This window comes from Pseudomonas sp. GW823-FHT06B06, assembly GCF_058795195.1.
In genome coordinates, this window is record NZ_JBXAHO010000014.1 from 106,664 (window position 1) to 126,105 (window position 19,442).

General features: G+C 60.0%; 19 protein-coding genes and 1 pseudogene. 14 read left to right on the plus strand and 6 right to left on the minus strand.

Going from position 1 to position 19,442, the window contains the following annotated elements; all coding sequences use genetic code 11:
• On the plus strand, positions 1-465 hold the full coding sequence (locus tag AC1Q8Q_RS15160) for a CreA family protein (RefSeq protein WP_033041012.1): 465 nt from the start codon (positions 1-3) through the stop codon (positions 463-465).
• Between the two features lie 182 nt (positions 466-647).
• Here the strand turns inward: AC1Q8Q_RS15160 and rpsT are convergent, their stop codons facing one another.
• Entirely contained in the window at positions 648-926 is a 279-nt protein-coding gene (rpsT, locus tag AC1Q8Q_RS15165) for a 30S ribosomal protein S20 (protein ID WP_492615204.1), read from the minus strand.
• Positions 927-1,178: 252 nt separating this feature from the next.
• Here rpsT and murJ point away from each other — a divergent pair, with 252 nt between their 5' ends.
• From murJ to ispH, 6 genes are all read left to right on the plus strand, one after another.
• Positions 1,179-2,717: a murein biosynthesis integral membrane protein MurJ gene (gene murJ, locus AC1Q8Q_RS15170; RefSeq protein WP_020798645.1), complete on the plus strand. Its 1,539-nt coding sequence runs from the start codon at positions 1,179-1,181 to the stop codon at positions 2,715-2,717.
• 129 nt (positions 2,718-2,846) lie between these two features.
• Complete coding sequence (ribF, locus tag AC1Q8Q_RS15175) at positions 2,847-3,797, plus strand: bifunctional riboflavin kinase/FAD synthetase (protein WP_168758967.1); 951 nt, start codon at positions 2,847-2,849, stop codon at positions 3,795-3,797.
• Positions 3,798-6,629, plus strand: a complete 2,832-nt coding sequence (gene ileS, locus AC1Q8Q_RS15180; RefSeq protein WP_492615205.1) for an isoleucine--tRNA ligase — start codon at positions 3,798-3,800, stop codon at positions 6,627-6,629.
• Positions 6,622-7,134, plus strand: a complete 513-nt coding sequence (gene lspA / locus AC1Q8Q_RS15185; protein WP_020798642.1) for a signal peptidase II — start codon at positions 6,622-6,624, stop codon at positions 7,132-7,134. Before ileS ends, lspA begins: the two co-directional genes overlap by 8 nt.
• A gap of 7 nt (positions 7,135-7,141) precedes the next feature.
• A complete protein-coding gene (gene fkpB / locus AC1Q8Q_RS15190) occupies positions 7,142-7,579 on the plus strand; it encodes an FKBP-type peptidyl-prolyl cis-trans isomerase (protein ID WP_173667185.1) in 438 nt (145 codons plus the stop codon).
• A gap of 163 nt (positions 7,580-7,742) precedes the next feature.
• Positions 7,743-8,690, plus strand: coding sequence for a 4-hydroxy-3-methylbut-2-enyl diphosphate reductase (gene ispH / locus AC1Q8Q_RS15195; protein ID WP_020798640.1), 948 nt, complete (start codon positions 7,743-7,745; stop codon positions 8,688-8,690).
• A 4-nt stretch (positions 8,691-8,694) separates the two neighbouring features.
• Here ispH and AC1Q8Q_RS15200 read toward each other — a convergent pair whose 3' ends face one another.
• Positions 8,695-9,207, minus strand: a complete 513-nt coding sequence (locus AC1Q8Q_RS15200; RefSeq protein WP_151143308.1) for a GspH/FimT family pseudopilin — start codon at positions 9,205-9,207, stop codon at positions 8,695-8,697.
• 67 nt (positions 9,208-9,274) lie between these two features.
• Between AC1Q8Q_RS15200 and AC1Q8Q_RS15205 the strand changes: the two genes are divergently transcribed.
• The 7 genes and pseudogenes from AC1Q8Q_RS15205 to thiO all read left to right on the plus strand — a co-directional run bounded on the left by AC1Q8Q_RS15205 (position 9,275) and on the right by thiO (position 14,900).
• Positions 9,275-9,748 carry a GspH/FimT family pseudopilin gene (locus AC1Q8Q_RS15205; RefSeq protein ID WP_020798638.1) on the plus strand — a complete coding sequence of 158 codons (474 nt, stop codon included), beginning with the start codon at positions 9,275-9,277 and terminating at the stop codon, positions 9,746-9,748.
• Complete coding sequence (pilV, locus tag AC1Q8Q_RS15210) at positions 9,745-10,194, plus strand: type IV pilus modification protein PilV (protein ID WP_020798637.1); 450 nt, start codon at positions 9,745-9,747, stop codon at positions 10,192-10,194. Before AC1Q8Q_RS15205 ends, pilV begins: the two co-directional genes overlap by 4 nt.
• Entirely contained in the window at positions 10,191-10,910 is a 720-nt protein-coding gene (locus AC1Q8Q_RS15215) for a prepilin-type N-terminal cleavage/methylation domain-containing protein (protein WP_020798636.1), read from the plus strand. The genes pilV and AC1Q8Q_RS15215 overlap by 4 nt, the downstream gene beginning before the upstream one ends.
• 11 nt (positions 10,911-10,921) lie before the next feature.
• Complete coding sequence (locus AC1Q8Q_RS15220; RefSeq protein ID WP_033040389.1) at positions 10,922-11,392, plus strand: pilus assembly PilX family protein; 471 nt, start codon at positions 10,922-10,924, stop codon at positions 11,390-11,392.
• A gap of 103 nt (positions 11,393-11,495) precedes the next feature.
• Positions 11,496-13,328 (plus strand): annotated as a pseudogene (locus tag AC1Q8Q_RS15225) (pilus assembly protein); the annotation flags it as partial.
• A gap of 14 nt (positions 13,329-13,342) precedes the next feature.
• Positions 13,343-13,744 (plus strand): type IV pilin protein, encoded by a 402-nt coding sequence (locus tag AC1Q8Q_RS15230; RefSeq protein ID WP_033040385.1) that lies wholly within the window; start codon positions 13,343-13,345, stop codon positions 13,742-13,744.
• Positions 13,745-13,799: 55 nt separating this feature from the next.
• Positions 13,800-14,900 (plus strand): glycine oxidase ThiO, encoded by a 1,101-nt coding sequence (gene thiO, locus AC1Q8Q_RS15235; RefSeq protein WP_168758963.1) that lies wholly within the window; start codon positions 13,800-13,802, stop codon positions 14,898-14,900.
• Between the two features lie 102 nt (positions 14,901-15,002).
• Here thiO and AC1Q8Q_RS15240 read toward each other — a convergent pair whose 3' ends face one another.
• The 4 genes from AC1Q8Q_RS15240 to AC1Q8Q_RS15255 all read right to left on the minus strand — a co-directional run bounded on the left by AC1Q8Q_RS15240 (position 15,003) and on the right by AC1Q8Q_RS15255 (position 19,305).
• Positions 15,003-16,334 carry a sigma-54-dependent transcriptional regulator gene (locus AC1Q8Q_RS15240; protein WP_168758962.1) on the minus strand — a complete coding sequence of 444 codons (1,332 nt, stop codon included), beginning with the start codon at positions 16,332-16,334 and terminating at the stop codon, positions 15,003-15,005.
• A 2-nt stretch (positions 16,335-16,336) separates the two neighbouring features.
• Positions 16,337-17,923 carry a sensor histidine kinase gene (locus tag AC1Q8Q_RS15245; protein WP_492615206.1) on the minus strand — a complete coding sequence of 529 codons (1,587 nt, stop codon included), beginning with the start codon at positions 17,921-17,923 and terminating at the stop codon, positions 16,337-16,339.
• On the minus strand, positions 17,913-18,146 hold the full coding sequence (locus AC1Q8Q_RS15250) for a PP0621 family protein (RefSeq protein WP_033040380.1): 234 nt from the start codon (positions 18,144-18,146) through the stop codon (positions 17,913-17,915). Before AC1Q8Q_RS15250 ends, AC1Q8Q_RS15245 begins: the two co-directional genes overlap by 11 nt.
• Before the next feature lie 136 nt (positions 18,147-18,282).
• A complete protein-coding gene (locus AC1Q8Q_RS15255) occupies positions 18,283-19,305 on the minus strand; it encodes an outer membrane protein assembly factor BamD (protein ID WP_020798627.1) in 1,023 nt (340 codons plus the stop codon).
• Positions 19,306-19,442 lie beyond the last annotated feature (137 nt).

A 19,442-nucleotide genomic window follows, 5' to 3' on the forward strand; every position in this document is an offset into this window, starting at 1 on the left:
ATGCGCATGGCAAAAGGATTGTTGGGGTTGCTGTTGGCGATGCCGCTGCTGGCGTCGGCCGAGGAAATTGGCCAGGTGTCGACGGTGTTCAAGTTTGTCGGCCCGAACGATCGCATCGTGGTCGAGGCGTTTGACGATCCCAAGGTCGAGGGTGTGACGTGCTACCTGTCGCGCGCCAAGACTGGGGGTGTGAAGGGTGGGCTTGGATTGGCCGAGGATCGTGCCGAGGCGTCCATTGCCTGTCGTCAGGTCGGGCCCATCAGCTTCAAGGGTGAGCTCAAGGACGGTGACGAGGTGTTCAAGGAGCGTACCTCCCTGGTGTTCAAGACCATGCAGGTGGTGCGATTCCTCGATAAGAAGCGCAATACGCTGGTGTATCTGGTGTACAGCGATCGGTTGATCGAGGGCAGTCCGCAGAATGCGGTGACAGCGATTCCGATTTTGCCTTGGGCGAGCGCTCAATAAGTAAACGAAAATCCAAGTGTGGGAGCGGGCTTGCTCGCGAAAGCGCAGTGTCAGTCGATGCAGGTGTCGCCTGATGCGCCGCTTTCGCGAGCAAGCCCGCTCCCACAATTGTTTTGTGTGTTCATCAAATCGCAGGCAATAAAAAACCGACCCTGAGGTCGGTTTTTTAATGAACGAGTCGCTTAGGCAGTAGCGGCAACGTTCAGGGCCTTTACGTGGCCATTCAGGCGGCTCTTATGACGAGCAGCCTTGTTCTTGTGGATGATGCCTTTATCGGCCATACGGTCGATAACTGGCACAGCCAGAACGTAAGCAGCTTGAGCTTTTTCAGCGTCTTTTGCGTCGATGGCCTTAACTACATTCTTGATGTAGGTACGAACCATGGAACGCAGGCTGGCGTTGTGGCTGCGACGCTTCTCAGCCTGTTTTGCACGTTTTTTGGCGGAAGGTGAGTTGGCCACCGTCGAGCTCCTCGAAAGACTTTTTAGGAAATAGCAAACAAAATAGGCCGCGAATCATGCCGATGAGTTGAGGTCTTGTCAAGGGCGGTTGAAACGTTCCGCTAAGTGGTAGGTGCAACACCTCTGGATATTTCTTTCCAGCGTGCGACCTGTAAACTCGCGAGCTTTGGCTCTGTGCTGTTGCGGCGCGGAGTATCGCATAAGTAGGCGCGTAGTTCGCCTGCTGTTTATCGACAGGCACGAACTCTTTTAATGAATCTGCTCAAATCGTTGGCCGCTGTCAGCTCTATCACGATGCTTTCCCGGGTTTTGGGGTTTGTTCGTGACACCCTTATTGCACGTGCATTCGGCGCGGGAATGGCGACTGACGCCTTTTTCATCGCCTTCAAGTTGCCCAACCTGTTGCGGCGGATTTTTGCCGAAGGGGCGTTTTCCCAGGCATTCGTACCGATTCTGGCCGAATACAAAAGCCAGAAGGGCGATGAGGCGACGCGAACCTTCATTGCCTATGTTTCTGGCCTGCTGACACTGGTGCTGGCGCTCGTCACGGCGTTGGGCATGCTTGCCGCCCCCTGGGTCATCTGGGTGACCGCGCCGGGTTTCACCAATACGCCGGAGAAGTTCGAGCTGACCACCAGCTTGCTGCGAGTGACCTTTCCGTACATCTTGCTGATTTCCCTGTCCTCATTGGCTGGCGCGATCCTTAACACCTGGAACCGCTTTTCTGTGCCGGCGTTTGTGCCGACCCTGCTGAACGTCAGCATGATTATCTTTGCGCTGTTCCTGACGCCGTACTTCGATCCGCCGGTGATGGCGCTGGGCTGGGCGGTGCTGGCGGGCGGTCTGGCGCAGTTGCTTTACCAACTGCCACACCTGAAAAAAATCGGCATGCTGGTCCTGCCGCGCCTGAGTTTGCGCGACAGCGGCGTCTGGCGGGTGATGAAGCAGATGCTGCCGGCGATTCTCGGGGTGTCGGTGAGTCAAATCTCGTTGATCATCAACACCATCTTTGCGTCCTTCCTGGTTGCCGGCTCGGTGTCCTGGATGTACTACGCCGACCGCCTGATGGAGTTGCCGTCCGGTGTGCTGGGCGTGGCATTGGGCACGATTCTGCTGCCGACCCTGGCCAAGACCTACGCCAGCCAGGACCGCCAGGAATATTCGCGAATCCTCGATTGGGGCCTGCGCCTGTGTTTCGTGCTGGTATTGCCTTGTGCCCTGGCGTTGGGGATTCTGGCCGAGCCGCTGACGGTTTCACTGTTCCAGTACGGTCAGTTCGATGCCCATGACGCGGCCATGACCCAGCGTGCGCTGATTGCCTACTCTGTCGGTTTGCTCGGGATTATCGTGATCAAAGTACTGGCGCCAGGCTTTTATGCGCAACAAAACATCCGCACGCCGGTAAAAATCGCGATTTTCACCCTGGTGGTCACCCAGTTGTTCAACCTGCTGTTGATCGGCCCGCTGGCCCATGCCGGCCTTGCGCTTGCCATCAGTGCCGGTGCCTGCCTGAATGCCGGGCTGCTGTTCTATCAACTGCGCAAGCAGCAGATGTACCAGCCGCAACCGGGTTGGGCGAAGTTTGGCTTCAAGCTGGTGGTCGCGGTGACGGTGATGTCCGCTGTGCTGCTGGCGGGGATGCATTTCATGCCCGCCTGGGGCGAAGGGCAGATGCTTGAGCGGTTCCTGCGCCTGGGCGCTTTGGTCATCGCCGGTGTGGTGGCTTATTTCGGCATGTTAGTGTTGATGGGCTTCAGGTTGCGCGACTTCAATCGCAAGGCGCTTGGCTAAAGCCAGGGCCTCGATAAACATGGGCGAGTCGGCGTTTTTGTCGGCTCGATTACTTTGGGATACGGTGTTGCCTGTCGTCGGCCGCCGGGTGTGGTTATAATCGACCACTTTATGAGCAAGAAGCGCGTTATGCAGCTGGTTCGAGGCCTCCACAATCTGCGCCCCCAGCATCGGGGCTGTGTCGCCACTATTGGCAACTTTGACGGTGTACACCGTGGCCACCAGGCTATCCTGGCGCGGCTGCGCGAGCGTGCGCTCGAGTTGGGCGTGCCCAGCTGCGTGGTTATTTTCGAGCCGCAGCCCCGGGAATTCTTCGCCCCTGACACGGCGCCAGCGCGTCTGGCCCGGCTGCGTGACAAGCTGCAGCTGTTGGCTGCCGAAGGGGTCGACCGAGTCCTGTGCCTGGCATTCAACCAGCGCCTGAGCAAGCTCAGCGCCAGTGAGTTCGTCGATACCATCCTGGTTGACGGTCTCGGCGTGCAGCACCTTGAAGTCGGCGACGACTTCCGTTTTGGCTGTGACCGGGCAGGGGATTTCGATTTCCTGCAACAGGCTGGCGTCATGCAGGGCTTCACCGTCGAAGCGGCGCAAACCGTCGAGCTCGATGGCATTCGCGTCAGCAGCACCCAGGTGCGTAATGCGCTGGCCGCTGCTGATTTCGCCCTCGCGGAGCGTTTACTGGGCCGTCCATACCGGATCGCCGGTCGCGTGTTGCATGGCCAGAAGCTGGCCCGGCAGTTGGGTACGCCCACCGCCAATATCCAGCTCAAGCGTCGTCGCGTGCCGCTGACCGGGGTTTATCTGGTCAGTATCGACCTGGACGGCAAGACCTGGCCTGGCGTCGCCAATATCGGCGTTCGACCCACGGTCCAGGGAGATGGCAGAGCCCACCTCGAAGTACATCTTTTAGATTTTGCCGGCGATCTGTATGACCGGCGTATGACGGTGGTTTTCCACCAAAAGCTGCGTGAAGAGCAGCGTTTCGCCTCTCTGGAGGCGCTTAAGACGGCGATCAATGCGGATGTCGCCGCCGCCCGTGCCCTGTCGCACCTAGCGCCAATCGCTAATGAAGAGCCTTAAATGACCGACTATAAAGCCACGCTAAACCTTCCGGACACCGCCTTCCCAATGAAGGCCGGCCTGCCTCAGCGCGAACCGCAGATTCTGCAGCGCTGGGACAGCATTGGCCTGTACGGAAAGTTGCGCGAGATTGGCAAGGATCGTCCGAAGTTCGTCCTGCACGACGGTCCTCCATATGCCAACGGCACGATTCACATCGGTCACGCACTGAACAAGATTCTCAAGGACATGATCATTCGTTCGAAGACCCTGTCGGGCTTCGATGCGCCTTATATTCCGGGTTGGGACTGCCATGGCCTGCCGATCGAGCACAAGGTCGAAGTGACCCACGGCAAGAACCTGGGCGCGGACAAGACCCGCGAACTGTGCCGTGCCTACGCCACCGAGCAGATCGAAGGGCAGAAATCCGAATTCATCCGTCTAGGCGTGCTGGGCGACTTCGCCAACCCGTACAAGACCATGGATTTCAAGAACGAGGCCGGTGAAATCCGTGCCCTCGCCGAAATCGTCAAGGGCGGTTTCGTGTTCAAGGGCCTCAAGCCTGTGAACTGGTGCTTCGATTGCGGTTCGGCCCTGGCCGAGGCGGAAGTCGAGTACGAGAACAAGAAGTCCTCGACCATCGACGTCGCATTCCCGATTGCCGATGAAGCCAAGCTGGCTGCCGCGTTCGGTTTGCCTTCGCTGGACAAACCCGCGTCGATCGTGATCTGGACCACCACCCCGTGGACCATCCCGGCCAACCAGGCGCTGAACGTCCACCCTGAATTCAACTACGCCCTGGTCGATGTCGGCGACAAACTGCTGGTGTTGGCTGAAGAGCTGGTCGAGTCATGCCTGGCACGCTACAGCCTGGAAGGTTCGGTCATTGCGATTGCCTCGGGCAAAGCGCTGGAACTGATCAACTTCCGCCACCCGTTCTACGATCGCCTGTCGCCTGTCTACCTGGCTGACTATGTCGAACTGGGCGCCGGCACCGGCGTGGTTCACTCTGCCCCGGCCTACGGTGTGGACGACTTCGTGACCTGCAAGAAATACGGCATGGTCAACGATGACATCCTCAACCCGGTACAAAGCAACGGCGTCTACGCGACCTCGCTGGAATTCTTCGGCGGCCAGTTCATCTGGAAGGCCAACCCGGCCATCGTCGACAAGCTGACCGAAGTGGGCGCGCTGCTGCACACGACCATCATCGAACACAGCTACATGCACTGCTGGCGCCACAAGACTCCGCTGATCTACCGTGCCACCGCGCAGTGGTTCATCGGCATGGACAAGCAGCCAACCACCGGCGACACCCTGCGCCAGCGCTCGCTCAAAGCCATTGAAGAAACCCAGTTCGTACCGGCCTGGGGCCAGGCGCGACTGCACTCGATGATTGCCAACCGTCCGGACTGGTGCATCTCCCGCCAGCGCAATTGGGGTGTGCCGATCCCGTTCTTCCTGAACAAGGAAAGCGGCGAACTGCACCCACGCACCGTCGAATTGATGGAAGAAGTTGCCAAGCGCGTCGAAGTCGAAGGCATCGAGGCCTGGTTCAAGCTGGACGCCGCCGAGCTGCTGGGCGATGAAGCGCCACAGTACGACAAGATCAGCGACACCCTCGACGTCTGGTTCGACTCGGGTACCACCCACTGGCACGTCCTGCGCGGTTCGCACCCGATGGGCCACGAAAGCGGTCCACGCGCCGACCTGTACCTGGAAGGTTCGGACCAGCACCGCGGCTGGTTCCATTCGTCGCTGCTGACCGGTTGCGCCATCGACAACCACGCGCCGTATCGCGAGCTGCTGACCCACGGTTTCACCGTTGACGAGTCCGGCCGCAAGATGTCCAAGTCGTTGGGCAACGTCATTGCACCGCAGAAGGTCAACGACACCCTGGGTGCCGATATCATGCGCCTGTGGGTCGCTTCTACCGACTACTCCGGTGAAATGGCAGTGTCCGAGCAGATCCTGCAACGCAGTGCGGACGCCTACCGGCGTATCCGTAACACCGCGCGTTTCCTGCTCTCGAACCTGACCGGCTTCAACCCGGCCACCGACCTGCTGCCGGCCGAAGAAATGCTGGCACTGGACCGTTGGGCCGTGGATCGCACCCTGCTGCTGCAACGTGAGCTGCAAGAGCACTACGGTGAATACCGCTTCTGGAACGTGTACTCGAAGATCCACAACTTCTGCGTGCAGGAGCTGGGCGGTTTCTACCTGGACATCATCAAGGACCGCCAGTACACCACGGGTGCCGACAGCAAGGCCCGTCGTTCGTGCCAGACCGCGCTGTTCCACATCTCCGAGGCGCTGGTGCGCTGGATCGCCCCGATCCTGGCGTTTACCGCCGACGAGCTGTGGCAATACCTGCCGGGCGAGCGCAACGAGTCCGTCATGCTCAACACCTGGTACGAAGGCCTGAGCGAACTGCCGGAAGGCTTCGAGCTGGGTCGCGCCTACTGGGACCGCATCATGGAAGTGAAGGTCGCGGTCAACAAAGAGATGGAAATCCAGCGCGCGGCCAAGGCCGTCGGTGGCAACCTGCAAGCCGAAGTGACGCTGTTCGCCGAAGACGCGCTGAGCGCCGACCTGGCCAAGCTGAGCAACGAACTGCGTTTCGTCCTGATCACCTCCACCGCCAGCGTTGCACCTTTTGTTCAGGCGCCAGCGGACGCGGTAGTCACCGAAGTCAGCGGCTTGAAGCTGAAAATCGTCAAGTCGGCCTTCGCCAAGTGCGCCCGTTGCTGGCATTGCCGTGAAGACGTCGGCGTGAACCCGGAGCATCCGGAAATCTGCGGTCGTTGCGTCGACAACATCAGCGGCGCGGGCGAGGTTCGTCACTATGCCTAATGCCGTTGGCCGTTTTGGGCGGCTGGGCTGGCTCTGGTTGAGTTTGCTGGTCCTGGTCATCGACCAGGCCAGTAAGTTCTACTTCGAAGGCTCGTTGGAGATGTACCAGCAAATCGTGGTGATCCCCGATTACTTCAGCTGGACCCTGGCCTACAACACCGGCGCGGCATTCAGCTTCCTGGCTGACAGCTCCGGCTGGCAGCGCTGGTTGTTTGCCCTGATCGCGATGGTGGTCAGTGCCGTGCTGGTGGTGTGGCTAAAGCGTCTGGGACGTAACGAAACCTGGGTGGCCATCGCGTTGGCGTTGGTGCTGGGTGGCGCGCTGGGCAATTTGTATGACCGCATAGCCTTGGGCCATGTGATCGATTTCATTCTGGTGCATTGGCAGAATCGCTGGTATTTCCCGGCTTTCAACTTTGCCGACAGTGCAATCACGGTTGGTGCTGTAATGCTGGCACTGGATATGTTCAAAAGTAAAAAGACCGGAGAAACCGTTCATGACTGAACAGGTATTGGCTGAGCAACGCATCGGCCAGAACACGGAAGTCACCTTGCATTTCGCATTGCGCCTGGAGAACGGCGACACGGTGGACAGCACCTTCGACAAGGCCCCGGCGACCTTCAAGGTCGGTGACGGCAACCTGTTGCCAGGTTTCGAAGTGGCGTTGTTCGGTTTCAAGGCGGGCGACAAGCGTACCCTGAGCATCGAGCCGGAAAACGCGTTCGGCCAGCCCAACCCGCAAAACGTGCAGATCATCCCGCGCTCACAGTTCCAGGACATGGACCTGTCGCCAGGTTTGCTGGTGATCTTCAACGATGCGGCCAATACTGAATTGCCGGGTGTGGTCAAAGAGTTCGATGACACGCAAGTGACCATCGACTTCAACCATCCACTGGCGGGCAAGACCCTGACCTTTGACGTGGAAATCATTTCCGTCAAAGCGCTGTAACTGACCGAACACGGTCAAAAATGTGGGAGCGAGCCTGCTCGCGAAGGCTGACAGACATTCAACATTGATGTCGTCTGACACACCGCTTTCGCGAGCAGGCTCGCTCCCACAGTAGGTTTCTACAGTTTTCGCTTTTTCTTGCGCGCAAGACACGAGGCACAGCATGCAAATCAAACTCGCCAACCCCCGTGGCTTCTGCGCCGGCGTGGACCGGGCGATCGAAATCGTCAATCGCGCCCTGGAGGTTTTCGGGCCGCCGATCTATGTGCGCCACGAAGTGGTTCACAACAAGTTCGTCGTCGAAGACCTGCGTAACCGCGGGGCGATCTTCGTCGAAGAGTTGGATCAGGTGCCGGACGATGTGATCGTCATCTTCAGTGCCCACGGCGTGTCCCAGGCCGTACGTACTGAAGCCGCCGGCCGTGGCCTGAAAGTGTTCGACGCCACGTGTCCGCTGGTCACCAAGGTGCATATCGAAGTCGCCCGCTACAGCCGCGATGGACGTGAATGCATCCTTATTGGTCACGCTGGTCACCCGGAAGTCGAAGGCACCATGGGCCAGTACGATGGCAGCAACGGTGGGGCGATCTATCTGGTCGAAGACGAAAAGGACGTCGCCGAACTCCAGGTGAACAACCCGGATAAACTGGCGTTCGTCACCCAGACGACCTTGTCCATGGACGATACCAGTCGCGTCATCGACGCCCTGCGTACTCGGTTCCCGGCCATTGGCGGCCCGCGCAAGGACGACATCTGCTACGCCACGCAAAACCGCCAGGACGCGGTCAAGCAATTGGCCGACGAATGTGATGTGGTGTTGGTGGTCGGTAGCCCGAACAGCTCCAACTCCAATCGCCTGCGTGAACTGGCAGAACGCATGGCAACCCCGGCGTACCTGATCGACGGTGCCGAGGACCTCGACAAGAGTTGGTTCGACGGTGTCGAGCGGATCGGTATCACCGCTGGCGCTTCCGCTCCGGAAGTCCTGGTGCGCGGCGTGATTCAGCAATTGCAGGCCTGGGGTGCTACCGGTGCCGATGAGTTGGCCGGGCGTGAAGAGAACATCACGTTCTCCATGCCAAAAGAACTCCGGGTCCGTTCGCTGCTCTGACCCTTCAGGTTGCGCATAACGCCTGCGCGGTTTTTTCACTGCGCAGGCTGATGCGACCGTTCGAGGCCAGCACCACCTGGTGCTGGCTTTGCGCTTCGCGTGCAGCGCAAACATGCAATGTCCCTGCTTGGAAACCTCCGGACACCGGCTCACCCCCTGGGCCGAAACGTACGGCAGTCCTGACATACTGGTTGCCGAAAATAGCCACGCCAATGCCGCTGCGACGCTCTATCAGCAGCGGATTTCCAGGGTCGTCGTGCCCCTTGCCGCTGACATCCAGAATGATTCGCCAGCCCTGGCTCCAGTCATCGTTTATGCCGTGAACGACGACGACCTGACCGCGCGATACCGCTTCGCTCCTTGCACTGCGCAGACCGCTGACCAGTGACTTGGCCGCTTCCTCGCGATGGTTCGATTCTGTCAGCGCAGCGAATGCCGGACTGACCAGTTGCAGAACAATCCCGAGAATCGCGAGTCCCATAAGCAATTCAATCAGACTGAAACCTTGCTCACGCATGAGATTTTCCTCCCTGGAATGTTCTAGCGCGTGGAACAGGTATAGCCGACGGCAGTAGAGAGCAACGATGGATCATCGTACAAAAGGTTTCACGTTGATCGAGTTGTTGGTTGCGTTGGCGATTTTCCTGGCCCTGATCACCCTGGTGGTCCCGGCGTTTATCCGTTCGTCGCAAAGCACCAAGGCCGACACCGAGATCAGGGATCTGCAACGTGGCCTCAACTTCGCCCGACTCGAAGCCATCGATCGCGGCGTGACCATTCGGGTACGACCTACGGCGGGTGGGGACGTGTGGACGGGGGAGTTGTCGGTCTATGACGGTACGGGCACCCCGGCGAATGTATTGCGGGTTGTTCCACCGATCAGCAGCGGTGCGACTCTGACGCTAACCTCGGGAGTGTCGGCCATCGATTTCAACAATTTGGGCGGGCTGTCGTCACCCTCCACGGCAGTGGTGATCAGCTATGTGCTCGGAACGCAAAGCAGGATGCTGAATGTGTGTTTGAACGGACGAATTCTATTGGGTGGAAATTGCGGATGAGGCCATGGAGCAAGCGTGCCCAGGAGGGCATGACGTTGATCGAAGTGCTGGTGGCGTTGCTGATTCTGGGCGTGGGGCTGTTGGGCGCGGCCGCCGTTCAATTGAATGCCTTGAAATACACTGACAGTGCGCGCATGACCAGCCAGGCCAGTTTTATCGCCTACGACATGCTGGACCGCATTCGCGCCAATGCCGCCGCCGATTACACCGTGACACCGCCGACCTCAGGCAATCTCAACGTCGCCCGGGACCAGGATCTCTACGATTTCACCCATAACATCGTCAATTTCGGTGGTGCCACGGCGACCGGCACCATCTCCCTGAGCCAGCGGGTGTACACCATCACCATTAATTGGGACGACTCGCGGGCCGCCAACAGCGCGAACTCAAGGCGCAGTTTCGTCCTCACAAGCCGCGCCACCACCGACCCGGTGACCACGCCATGAGCCGCTCCAATCGCGGGTTCGGCCTGATCGAGTTGCTGATTGCCCTGGCGTTGAGCCTCGTGGTGGTACTGGGTGTGGTGCAGGTGTTCATCGCCGCAAAAAACACCTACATCAGCCAGAATGCCGCCGCAGCCATGCAGGAGGACGCGCGCTTTGTGCTGAGCAAGATGATCCAGGAAATCCGCATGGTCGGCATGTTCGGCTGCCTGGGGACGATCACCGATGCCAGCAAAGAGGGTGATTTCGCTGCCAGCCAGATAAAACCGATCAGTTGGGACAACGCCAGTCTCAAGCTAATCCTGGTCACGGCGGATGTCGGCAGCAATGGCGGGACCCCGGCCTGGACGGTGGTTTCCGATTGTCGAAGCAGTGCGACGGCTTACTCCGACCTGCGCACACCTGCCACGGGGCAACTGGCATTTCCTATCCGGCGATTGATCTACAGCTTGAAGAACGGTCAGCTGACGTTGGGTGCCGGTAGGGAGACGCCGAAACCGCTCCAGCAAGTGCTGGTGGATAACGTCAGTGCCTTCGACGTGAGCTTCGGCCTCGCCAGCTCGGCTGCCGATTCGGCGGTGTCCAGTTACAGCAGCAACCCGTCGGACCCGGCGCGCATCCGTAGCGTACGCCTGAACCTGACACTCACGGACCCGAACCACCGGGTGAGCGACCAAACCTTCAACGTGGTTGCCGCCTTGCGCAACCGCCTGCCATGAAGGGCGGGCCGATGCGTGTGTCCCCTGGTTGCCAGCGCGGCATGGCGCTGCTGGTCAGCCTGGTGTTCCTGTTACTGCTGACGCTGATCGGCATCTCGTCGATGCAAAACGCCACGCTGCAGGAAAAAATGGCCGGTAGCCTGAGCTTGCGCAACCAGTCATTCCAGGCTGCCGAAGCGGTGTTGCGCGTAGGCGAAAGCGCGGTTCAGCTCGACAGTTATTCGTTGCCGGTGTGCAGCGGCACGTTCCGGTGCGCACCGCCTGCCGAATCGACGACTCTCAAGTCGGCCGGGTTCAACTCCACCTCGGGGGTGACCTGGATCGCGTCGGGCGCCGGCTTCTATGGCGTGCAGAACATTGGCACCAGCCTGGCCGCGGTGAACGTGCCGAGTAACACCTCGGTGACCTTGTACCGGGTCACCGCCGTGGGCATTGCGGGCAGCTCACGCAGTGTGGTGGAGAGCATTTATGCGAAATATTGATAACCGCACGCAGCGGTGGAGATTGTTGAGCGGGGTCTTTTGCGCCTTGTTCCTGGCAGCTCCCGCCGGTGCCTTCACGCCCTCGGATTCACCCTTGTTGTGCGCCGCCGGCTCCGGCGGCAGTGGTGTCGCCAGCGCCACCCGCTATTTCCAGACCCGCTACGACCCCAAGGACTGGCGTGGCACGATCAAGGCCTACGGCCTCACCGCCAGTGGCGCGGTCAACACCGCGTCGGTGCTGTGGTCCACCGATAACACCATCGTGCCGGGCGCTACGGCACCGACCTATCAATCATGGAACAACCAGAGCAACAGCGTCGTGCCATTGGCCTTCGCCAATTTTTCCACGACCCAGCAAGCCGTTCTCAACCAGGGCTTGCCCGGCGATATCACGGGCAGCGATCTGGTGGAGTGGAGCAAGGGCACCAACAAGGCTGGCCTGAAGGCGCGCAGTGTGTTGCTGGGCGATATCATCAACTCACCGCTGGTCCTGGCGGCACCTTCGGATCAAACCGCATCGGACTTGTCGGGGGACACCGGCTATAGCGCTTACCTGGCGATCAAGGCGGTCAATATGAGTGCGAGTCTGGTGGTCAACGCCAACGATGGTTTCGTCAGCGTCATCAATACCGGCAACGGTGCCCGGCGCTACGCCTACATGCCCTCCAGCGTACTGCCGTCTTTGCGTTACATCGCCGATAACGCCTACATCAACGGTGTCAGCCACAAGTTTCTGGTGGATGGGCAGGTGGGCGTGTTCGATGCTCAGCTCAACAGTGCCTGGAAAACCCTCGCACTGGGCGGAACGGGGGCGGGCGGGCGAACCTTCTATGCGCTGCAGTTGTTCGACGCGTCGGCGGGCAATGTCATGAAGGCCTTGTGGGAAATCAGCGCGCCGGTCACTGCCAGTGCGGCGAACGCGTTCAATGACCTGGGTTATGCCTACGCCCGTCCGGAGGTGGCACGCTTGGCGGATGGGCGGTGGGCGGCGTTCATTGCCAACGGCTACGGCAGCAATTCAGGGGTAGCGGCGTTGTACGTGGTGGACATTCGTGACGGCAGCCTGATCAGGAAGGTCGTGATCGACAGCAACGAAACCACTAATGGCTTGTCTTCGGTGAAACTCAAGGTGAACTCGATGAATGTGGTGCAGGCGGCCTATGGGGGCGATCTCAAGGGACGGCTCTGGAAGTTTGACCTGAGTGGCACCACCCCGGATGCCTGGGGCCTGGCATTTGCCGGCCAGCCGTTGTTTACCACAGCCGGTGGCGCTACCCAGCCAATCACCGCGCAGCCATTGCTGGCGGACAACGCCCTGGGTGGCAAGTTGGTGTTTTTCGGCACTGGAAAACTCAACGAGGCGGCAGACAAGACCAACAAGGACCTGCAGGCGTTCTACGCGGTGTGGGACGCGAACGGGGGCTCCGGACAAATCACCACCGCCAGTCTGCAGGCTCAGGCCGTGACCGGGGTGCTTTCGGGAAGTTCGGGGCAGTTGATCACTACCAGCCAGAACGAGGTGACCTACCCGGCGAAAAAGGGCTGGTACTTGCCGCTGCTGTATAACAGCACGCTGACCGGTGAGCGGGTGCTCAACCAGGCCAGCCTGGTGCTCGGGCGGATCGTCTTCACCACGGCAAGCGTGGATACCACGCTACCTTGCGCCAGCTCTGGTAGCGGCAAACTGGTCGAACTCGATGCGTTCAGCGGTAAGATGCTCAATTACGCGGTGCTCGACAGTAACGGCGACGCAGTGATCGACAGCACCGACACGCTGTCCAGCGGCGTGGTCTTTACCGGCGGCATTCCGACTTTGAACGCCATCGTCAATGGCGCGACGCGCAAGATCGTGAACGATTCCAGTGGCGGTATCTCCACGCTGGTGGAAAAATCCGGCGGCGGCAGCCGTCGCATCATGTGGCGACAAATACAGTAAGCGAGAGTTGAGGCATGCACAGATCCAACCGCGGTTTTACCCTGATCGAAATCATGATCGTGATTGCGATCATCGGGATTGTCATGACCATCGCTATGCCGAGCTTCACCGAATACCTCAATAAGGGGCGCCGCACCGAAGTGGCCGGTCTGCTTTCCGAGCAGGCGCAGATCCTTGAGCGTTTCTATTCACAGAAAAACGTCTATAGCGGTGTCCCGGGTCTCAGCGCCGGAAATGACTACTACACCATCACGCCGACTCTCACCGACCAGACCTTCTTGCTGACGGCGGTGCGCAAGCCTGGCACCAGCATGGCCAATGACAAGTGCGGTGATTTCACCATCACCAATACGGGGACGCGCGCGATGGTCAATGCCACGGCCGGCCTGACCACCAAGGATTGCTGGGGTCGCTGAGTTTCCTTTTCGGGCGCCCTTTGCGCCTTTGTCTATTTAATGGTTGGATCAGAACATGACCAGGCAACAGCAAGTGGTGATCGTCGGTGGTGGGGTAATCGGCCTGCTGACGGCATTCAATCTCGCGTCCCAGGTGCAGAGCGTGCTGCTGCTGGACCGGTCGAGCGTTGGCCAGGAATCGTCCTGGGCGGGCGGCGGCATCGTTTCTCCGCTCTATCCATGGCGCTACAGCCCTGCGGTTACCGCGCTGGCGCATTGGTCCCAGGATTTTTATCCACAGCTGGGCGAGCGCTTGTTCGCTGCTACCGGGATCGATCCCGAGGTGCATACCACGGGCCTGTATTGGCTGGACCTGGACGATGAAGCCGAGGCGCTGGCCTGGGCCGCGAGCGAGGGCCGGCCACTGCGGGCTGTGGATATCTCGGTGGCCCACGATGCGGTGCCGGTGCTCGGTGGCGGCTTTTCCCGAGCGATCTACATGGCCAACGTCGCCAATGTGCGCAACCCACGGCTGGTTAAGTCGCTCAAGGCGGCATTGCAGGCGCTGGCGAACGTGACGATTCATGAGCAATGCGAAGTCAGCGGGTTTATTGCCCAAGACGAAAAAATAGTCGGTGTGCAGACCTCCGCCGGTGCGATTCATGGCGATCAAGTGGTTCTTACCGCTGGCGCCTGGAGCGGCGACTTGCTCAAGAGCCTGGGCCTTGAGCTGCCGGTCGAACCGGTGAAAGGACAGATGATCCTCTACAAGTGCGCGGCGGATTTCCTGCCGAGCATGGTGCTGGCCAAAGGGCGTTATGCAATACCGCGGCGCGATGGGCACATCCTGATTGGCAGCACCCTGGAGCATGAAGGCTACGATAAGACGCCTACCGAGTCGGCACTCGAGAGCCTCAAGGCTTCGGCCGTGGAATTGATCCCGGCGTTGGCCGACGCCGAGGTGGTGGGACATTGGGCAGGATTGCGGCCAGGTTCGCCGGAGGGCATTCCCTACATTGGCCGGGTGCCGGGGTTCGATGGCCTATGGCTCAATTGCGGGCACTACCGTAACGGGCTGGTACTGGCGCCGGCGTCCTGTCAGTTGTTCGCTGATGTGATGTTGGGCAGGGCGCCGATCATTGATCCGGCACCCTATGCGCCGGCCGGGCGGATCTAACCTGGAAAGATCTGGCGTCTGTTAGATGACCTTCGCGAGCAGGCTCGCTCCCACAATGGAATGCGATCAACTGTGGGAGCGAGCCTGCTCGCGAAGAGGCCCTCAATCCAACCCTAATTTCTTCAGCCTGTAGCGCATCGACCGAAACGACAGATTCAACCGCTGAGCCGCCGCCGTGCGGTTCCAGCGGGTCTCTTCCAGGGCCTGGAGAAGCAGTTGGCGCTCAACGTTTTCCAGGTACGCCTCCAGGTTATCGATCTGCGTGAGGTCCGGCACGCCCCCTTCGGCGGAGCAGTTGCCCTCGGCCAGGCGCAGGTCGCTGGCCTCGATCCGGTTGTTTTCGCATAAGGTGTGAGCGCGTTCGAGCATATTCTCCAGCTCCCGCACATTGCCCGGAAAACGGTAGCTTTTCAGGGCGTCGAGGGCATTGGGGTGGAGTTTTGCCGCGGGCTGCCCGGTGTCTGCAGCCAGGCGCTTGAGCACATGGCAGGCCAGCGGCTCGATGTCGTCACGGCGTTCGCGCAACGGTGGCACGCGTAGTTCGATCACGTTCAGGCGGTAGTACAGATCCTGGCGAAAACGTTCGCCGGCGACTTCGGCGCCAAGGTCTTTGTGGGTGGCGCACAGTATGCGCACATCAACCACCCTCTCCTGTTGCCCACCGACGCTGCGTACGGCTTTCTCCTGGATCGCCCGCAGCAGTTTGACCTGCATGGGCAGAGGCAGGTCTGCCACTTCGTCGAGAAACAGGGTGCCGCCGTGGGCCGCCTGGAACAATCCGGGCTTGTCCTCGATGGCGCCGCTGAAGCTGCCTTTTCGATGGCCGAAAAACTCGCTTTCCATCAGCTCCGTCGGAATCGCGCCGCAATTGACCGGGACAAAGGGCTGGTTGGCCCGTGGTCCTCGCTCATGAATCAGGCGGGCGACCAGTTCCTTGCCACTGCCGGACTCGCCACTGATGTACACCGGAGCCTGGCTGCGGGCCAGCTTGTCGATCTGCTGGCGCAGATTGCGCATGGGCGGCGAGTCGCCTAGCAAGCGGCGATCGATGGTGGTCCCAGGGGCGGGTAACAGCAAGGCACTGGTGACCAGTTTCCGCAAGCGGGTCAGGTCCACCGGCTTGGTCAGGAAGTCGAAAGCGCCGGCCTTCAGCGCATTGATCGCCGTATCGAGGTTGCCATAGGCGGTGATCATGGCCACCGGAATCTGTGGATAGCGTTGCTGGATGTGTTGCACCAGCACAAGACCGCTGCCATCCGGCAGGCGCATGTCGGTCAGGCACAGGTCGAACGTCTCGCGCTGGAGCAGGGCCAAGGCCTCGCCAACGTTACGGGCACTGTAAGTGTCGAGTTTCATCCGTCCCAGGGTGATTTCCAGGAGTTCGCGGATGTCCGGTTCGTCGTCGACGACCAGAACTTTTTTCCGTGGGCTCATGTTCAACCTTGTTTGCGTCCGTGAGCAAAGGTGATGCGAAAGCAGCCGCCTTGGCGTGGTTTGAAGTCCAGGCGAGCCTGGTTGCTCTCGCACAGCTCACGTGACAGGTATAGCCCCAGGCCAGTGCCCTGTTGGCTGGTGGTGAAGAAGGGCTCAAACAGTTGTGCTTGATGATCCGGGGCCACTCCGGGGCCGTCGTCGAGGATTTCGAGGACCGGAAGCTGGCTTTCGGGATCGGTGAACAATTCAAGCCAGACCTGCGCCGGGTCGTGGTCCAGGGCGCTATGGCGCCAGGCATTGCCTATCAGGTTGTCGAGAATCTGCTCCAGCTGGTTCGGGTCCATCAAGGTCTCGAAGTCACCGGGCGCAATGCGCAGATGGATTTTCTGGTGCTCGCTCGCCTGGTCGCGGGTTGCCGCCACGAACTGTTCCAGCCAAGGCCTCAGGTCGAGTCGTTGGGTCGCGGTTTGCTGGCGGCGGGACAGTTGCAGGACGTTTTCGATAACCCGATTCATGCGCTGAGAGTGGTCTTGAATAATCTGCGTCAGACGCCGGTCCGCGGCATTCAGTTCCTCCGATTCTCGCAATAGCTGCGCGGCGTGACTGATGGCGCCCAACGGATTGCGGATTTCATGGGCAATACCGGCGGTCAGGCGACCCAGGGCGGCGAGCTTCAGTTGGTGAGCCTGCTGGGTGATCTGTGCGAGGTCTTCGAGAAAGACCAGGGTCTGGCGGTGTGGGCTGGAGGACAGGGCGATGAAGCTTGGCTGTAGTTCAAGGCCGCTACGGGCGATTTTCAGGCTTTGCGGGCGCAGCGTCGGATTGTTGATCCACCGTTGCAGGCGCTCGACCAGGGCAGGTGCATGTTCGTCAATTCGTTGGCCTTCGAGGCGCTCGCAGCCCAGCAGGGTCAAGGCGCCATGATTGGCCAGTTGCACGCGCCATTGGTCATCAAGCACCAGGATGCCAGTACGCATGCGTTGCAGGATCAGTGCATTGAGGGCTTCCAGGCCAACCACTTCGCTGGCCTTCTGTTGCACCAGGGTTTCGCTGACTTCCAGTCGTCGGATCAGGCCCTGTACCAGCAGCGCCGCGGCAAAACACAGCACGCCAAGCGTGCCGACCTGCAAATAATCGTTGGGATTGGCACGATGGCTGACATTCAGCAGGAAGCTCGAACCCAGGATGCCAAGTGTGCTGATGGCGGCAATGAGCAAGCCGATGCGTTTTCGCAACAAGGTATTGCTGATGGCCACCGAGACGATCAGCAAGTTGCCAATAGCGCTGGCCACTCCGCCAGCGGCGTAGAACAACCCGCAAAGCAGCAGGACGTCGACCAGAGCCAGGCTGAGCAGTTGCGTCGGGCGTCGGGTGCTCTGGAAGAAGACTGCCAGCAGGATATTCAGCACCAGGTACAACCAGCTGCCACTGCGCAGCAGGTCGTCATTGGCGGCCGTAAGCAAGCGGTTGTCCAGGTTGCTGGAAATCAGCAATACCAAGGTGATGCCGATGCTTAAACGGTAGAGGTGATAGAGACGCAGCAGTCGCTGGGCCTGTTTTTCGCCGGGACTGGACGTCTCAGCGATCACTAGGACCGGGGCCTTGCTCCAGGTGAGCCTGGCTGCAATACCACTGTTGTTGAAGGCGCAGTGCACGATCGCGGGGCAGGTGCACGCCGCAATGGGCGCAGCGGACCATGGGGGCTGCTTCCAGCTCGGCGGAGGACTTGGGTGCAGACGCCTGGCCCTTGTACTTGCGCCAGAACCACACAGCGGCGGCAATCACGGCGATCCAGAATAATAAACGAAGCATGGTGAGCTGCTATATGACGGATGAACCGCCAGTTTAGCCAAGGACATGGCAGGCGCACAGCGTATTCGCGCTGGATAAAAACGGCGCAATAAAAAAGGGAGACTCGAGAGTCTCCCTTCCTGCACCGTCGGTCGTATCAGTCGAACACGCCGAAGGTCATGTAGCTGAACCACGAGCGGTCTTCGTTGTTGCCCTCTGCCTCGTGGTCCTCTTCCTCGATCACATCGCCGCTGCTGTCTTTAGGCTTGAGCTCGTTGGGAATCGCGTCCTTGGCGTCCTGGAACTGCTTCTGCACGTCCTGGTTGGCGCGGGTTTCTCCCGGTGGCAGCGGTGGACGGGATTCGATCAGGCCCAGGGTAGCCTTGCTCAGCCACGAACGGTTGTCGGCTTCGGCAACCGATGGCACGAACTGACCGTCCACCAGGCTTGGGTGGTTCGGGTAGTTGAGCTTCAGGGTTTCGAGGCTGGTGGCCGCCAGGTCGTCCAGGTGCAGGCGCTGGTAGGCCTCGGTCATCACTGCCAGGCCGTCACCGACTGCAGGGGTTTCCTGAAAGTTTTCCACCACGTAGCGGCCACGGTTCGCGGCAGCCACATAGGCCTGGCGGGTCAGATAGTAGTCGGCCACGTGGATTTCGTAGGCTGCCAGCAGGTTGCGCAGGTAGATCATGCGCTGCTTGGCATCCGGCGCGTAACGGCTGTTGGGGAAGCGGCTGGTCAGCTGGGCGAACTCGTTGTAGGAGTCGCGGGCGGCACCCGGGTCACGCTTGGTCATGTCCAGCGGCAGGAAACGCGACAGCAGGCCAACGTCCTGGTCAAAAGAAGTCAGGCCCTTGAGGTAGTAGGCGTAATCGACATTCGGATGCTGTGGGTGCAGGCGAATGAAGCGCTCGGCAGCTGCCTTGGCGGCTTCCGGTTCGGCGTTCTTGTAGTTGGCGTAGATCAGTTCCAGCTGAGCCTGGTCGGCATAGCGGCCGAACGGATAGCGCGATTCCAGAGCCTTCAGCTTGGCAGTGGCGCTGGTGTAGCTATTATTGTCCAGATCGGCTTGAGCCTGTTGGTACAACTCGACTTCGCTCAGGTTTTCGTCTACGACTTCCTTCGAAGAGCAAGCAGCGGTCAATGCGAGGATGGCGATCAGCAGCAGGTGTTTCACTTGCATGGCGGCTTGCGTCCCTATGACGGCCGCTGTCTTGGGCGAGGCCGTCCTGTTATGATGAGCGCCCCGTTGAATAGCCTCGGGGCAAAAGACGCCGTATTTAACCACAAGCGCGCAGCCGAAACCAAAGGCTGTGCCGA

Excerpts from the sequence above, each read along its gene's own strand:
- AC1Q8Q_RS15215 (WP_020798636.1), top strand. The coding sequence starts at position 10,191 with ATGAGCCGCTCCAATCGCGGGTTCGGCCTGATCGAGTTGCTGATTGCC.
- murJ (WP_020798645.1), top strand. The coding sequence starts at position 1,179 with ATGAATCTGCTCAAATCGTTGGCCGCTGTCAGCTCTATCACGATGCTT.
- AC1Q8Q_RS15200 (WP_151143308.1), bottom strand. The coding sequence starts at position 9,207 with ATGCGTGAGCAAGGTTTCAGTCTGATTGAATTGCTTATGGGACTCGCG.
- thiO (WP_168758963.1), top strand. The coding sequence starts at position 13,800 with ATGACCAGGCAACAGCAAGTGGTGATCGTCGGTGGTGGGGTAATCGGC.
- ileS (WP_492615205.1), top strand. The coding sequence starts at position 3,798 with ATGACCGACTATAAAGCCACGCTAAACCTTCCGGACACCGCCTTCCCA.
- ribF (WP_168758967.1), top strand. The coding sequence starts at position 2,847 with ATGCAGCTGGTTCGAGGCCTCCACAATCTGCGCCCCCAGCATCGGGGC.
- AC1Q8Q_RS15230 (WP_033040385.1), top strand. The coding sequence starts at position 13,343 with ATGCACAGATCCAACCGCGGTTTTACCCTGATCGAAATCATGATCGTG.
- AC1Q8Q_RS15220 (WP_033040389.1), top strand. The coding sequence starts at position 10,922 with ATGCGTGTGTCCCCTGGTTGCCAGCGCGGCATGGCGCTGCTGGTCAGC.
- AC1Q8Q_RS15160 (WP_033041012.1), top strand. The coding sequence starts at position 1 with ATGCGCATGGCAAAAGGATTGTTGGGGTTGCTGTTGGCGATGCCGCTG.
- AC1Q8Q_RS15255 (WP_020798627.1), bottom strand. The coding sequence starts at position 19,305 with ATGCAAGTGAAACACCTGCTGCTGATCGCCATCCTCGCATTGACCGCT.
- AC1Q8Q_RS15240 (WP_168758962.1), bottom strand. The coding sequence starts at position 16,334 with ATGAGCCCACGGAAAAAAGTTCTGGTCGTCGACGACGAACCGGACATC.
- pilV (WP_020798637.1), top strand. The coding sequence starts at position 9,745 with ATGAGGCCATGGAGCAAGCGTGCCCAGGAGGGCATGACGTTGATCGAA.
- lspA (WP_020798642.1), top strand. The coding sequence starts at position 6,622 with ATGCCTAATGCCGTTGGCCGTTTTGGGCGGCTGGGCTGGCTCTGGTTG.
- ispH (WP_020798640.1), top strand. The coding sequence starts at position 7,743 with ATGCAAATCAAACTCGCCAACCCCCGTGGCTTCTGCGCCGGCGTGGAC.
- AC1Q8Q_RS15205 (WP_020798638.1), top strand. The coding sequence starts at position 9,275 with ATGGATCATCGTACAAAAGGTTTCACGTTGATCGAGTTGTTGGTTGCG.
- AC1Q8Q_RS15250 (WP_033040380.1), bottom strand. The coding sequence starts at position 18,146 with ATGCTTCGTTTATTATTCTGGATCGCCGTGATTGCCGCCGCTGTGTGG.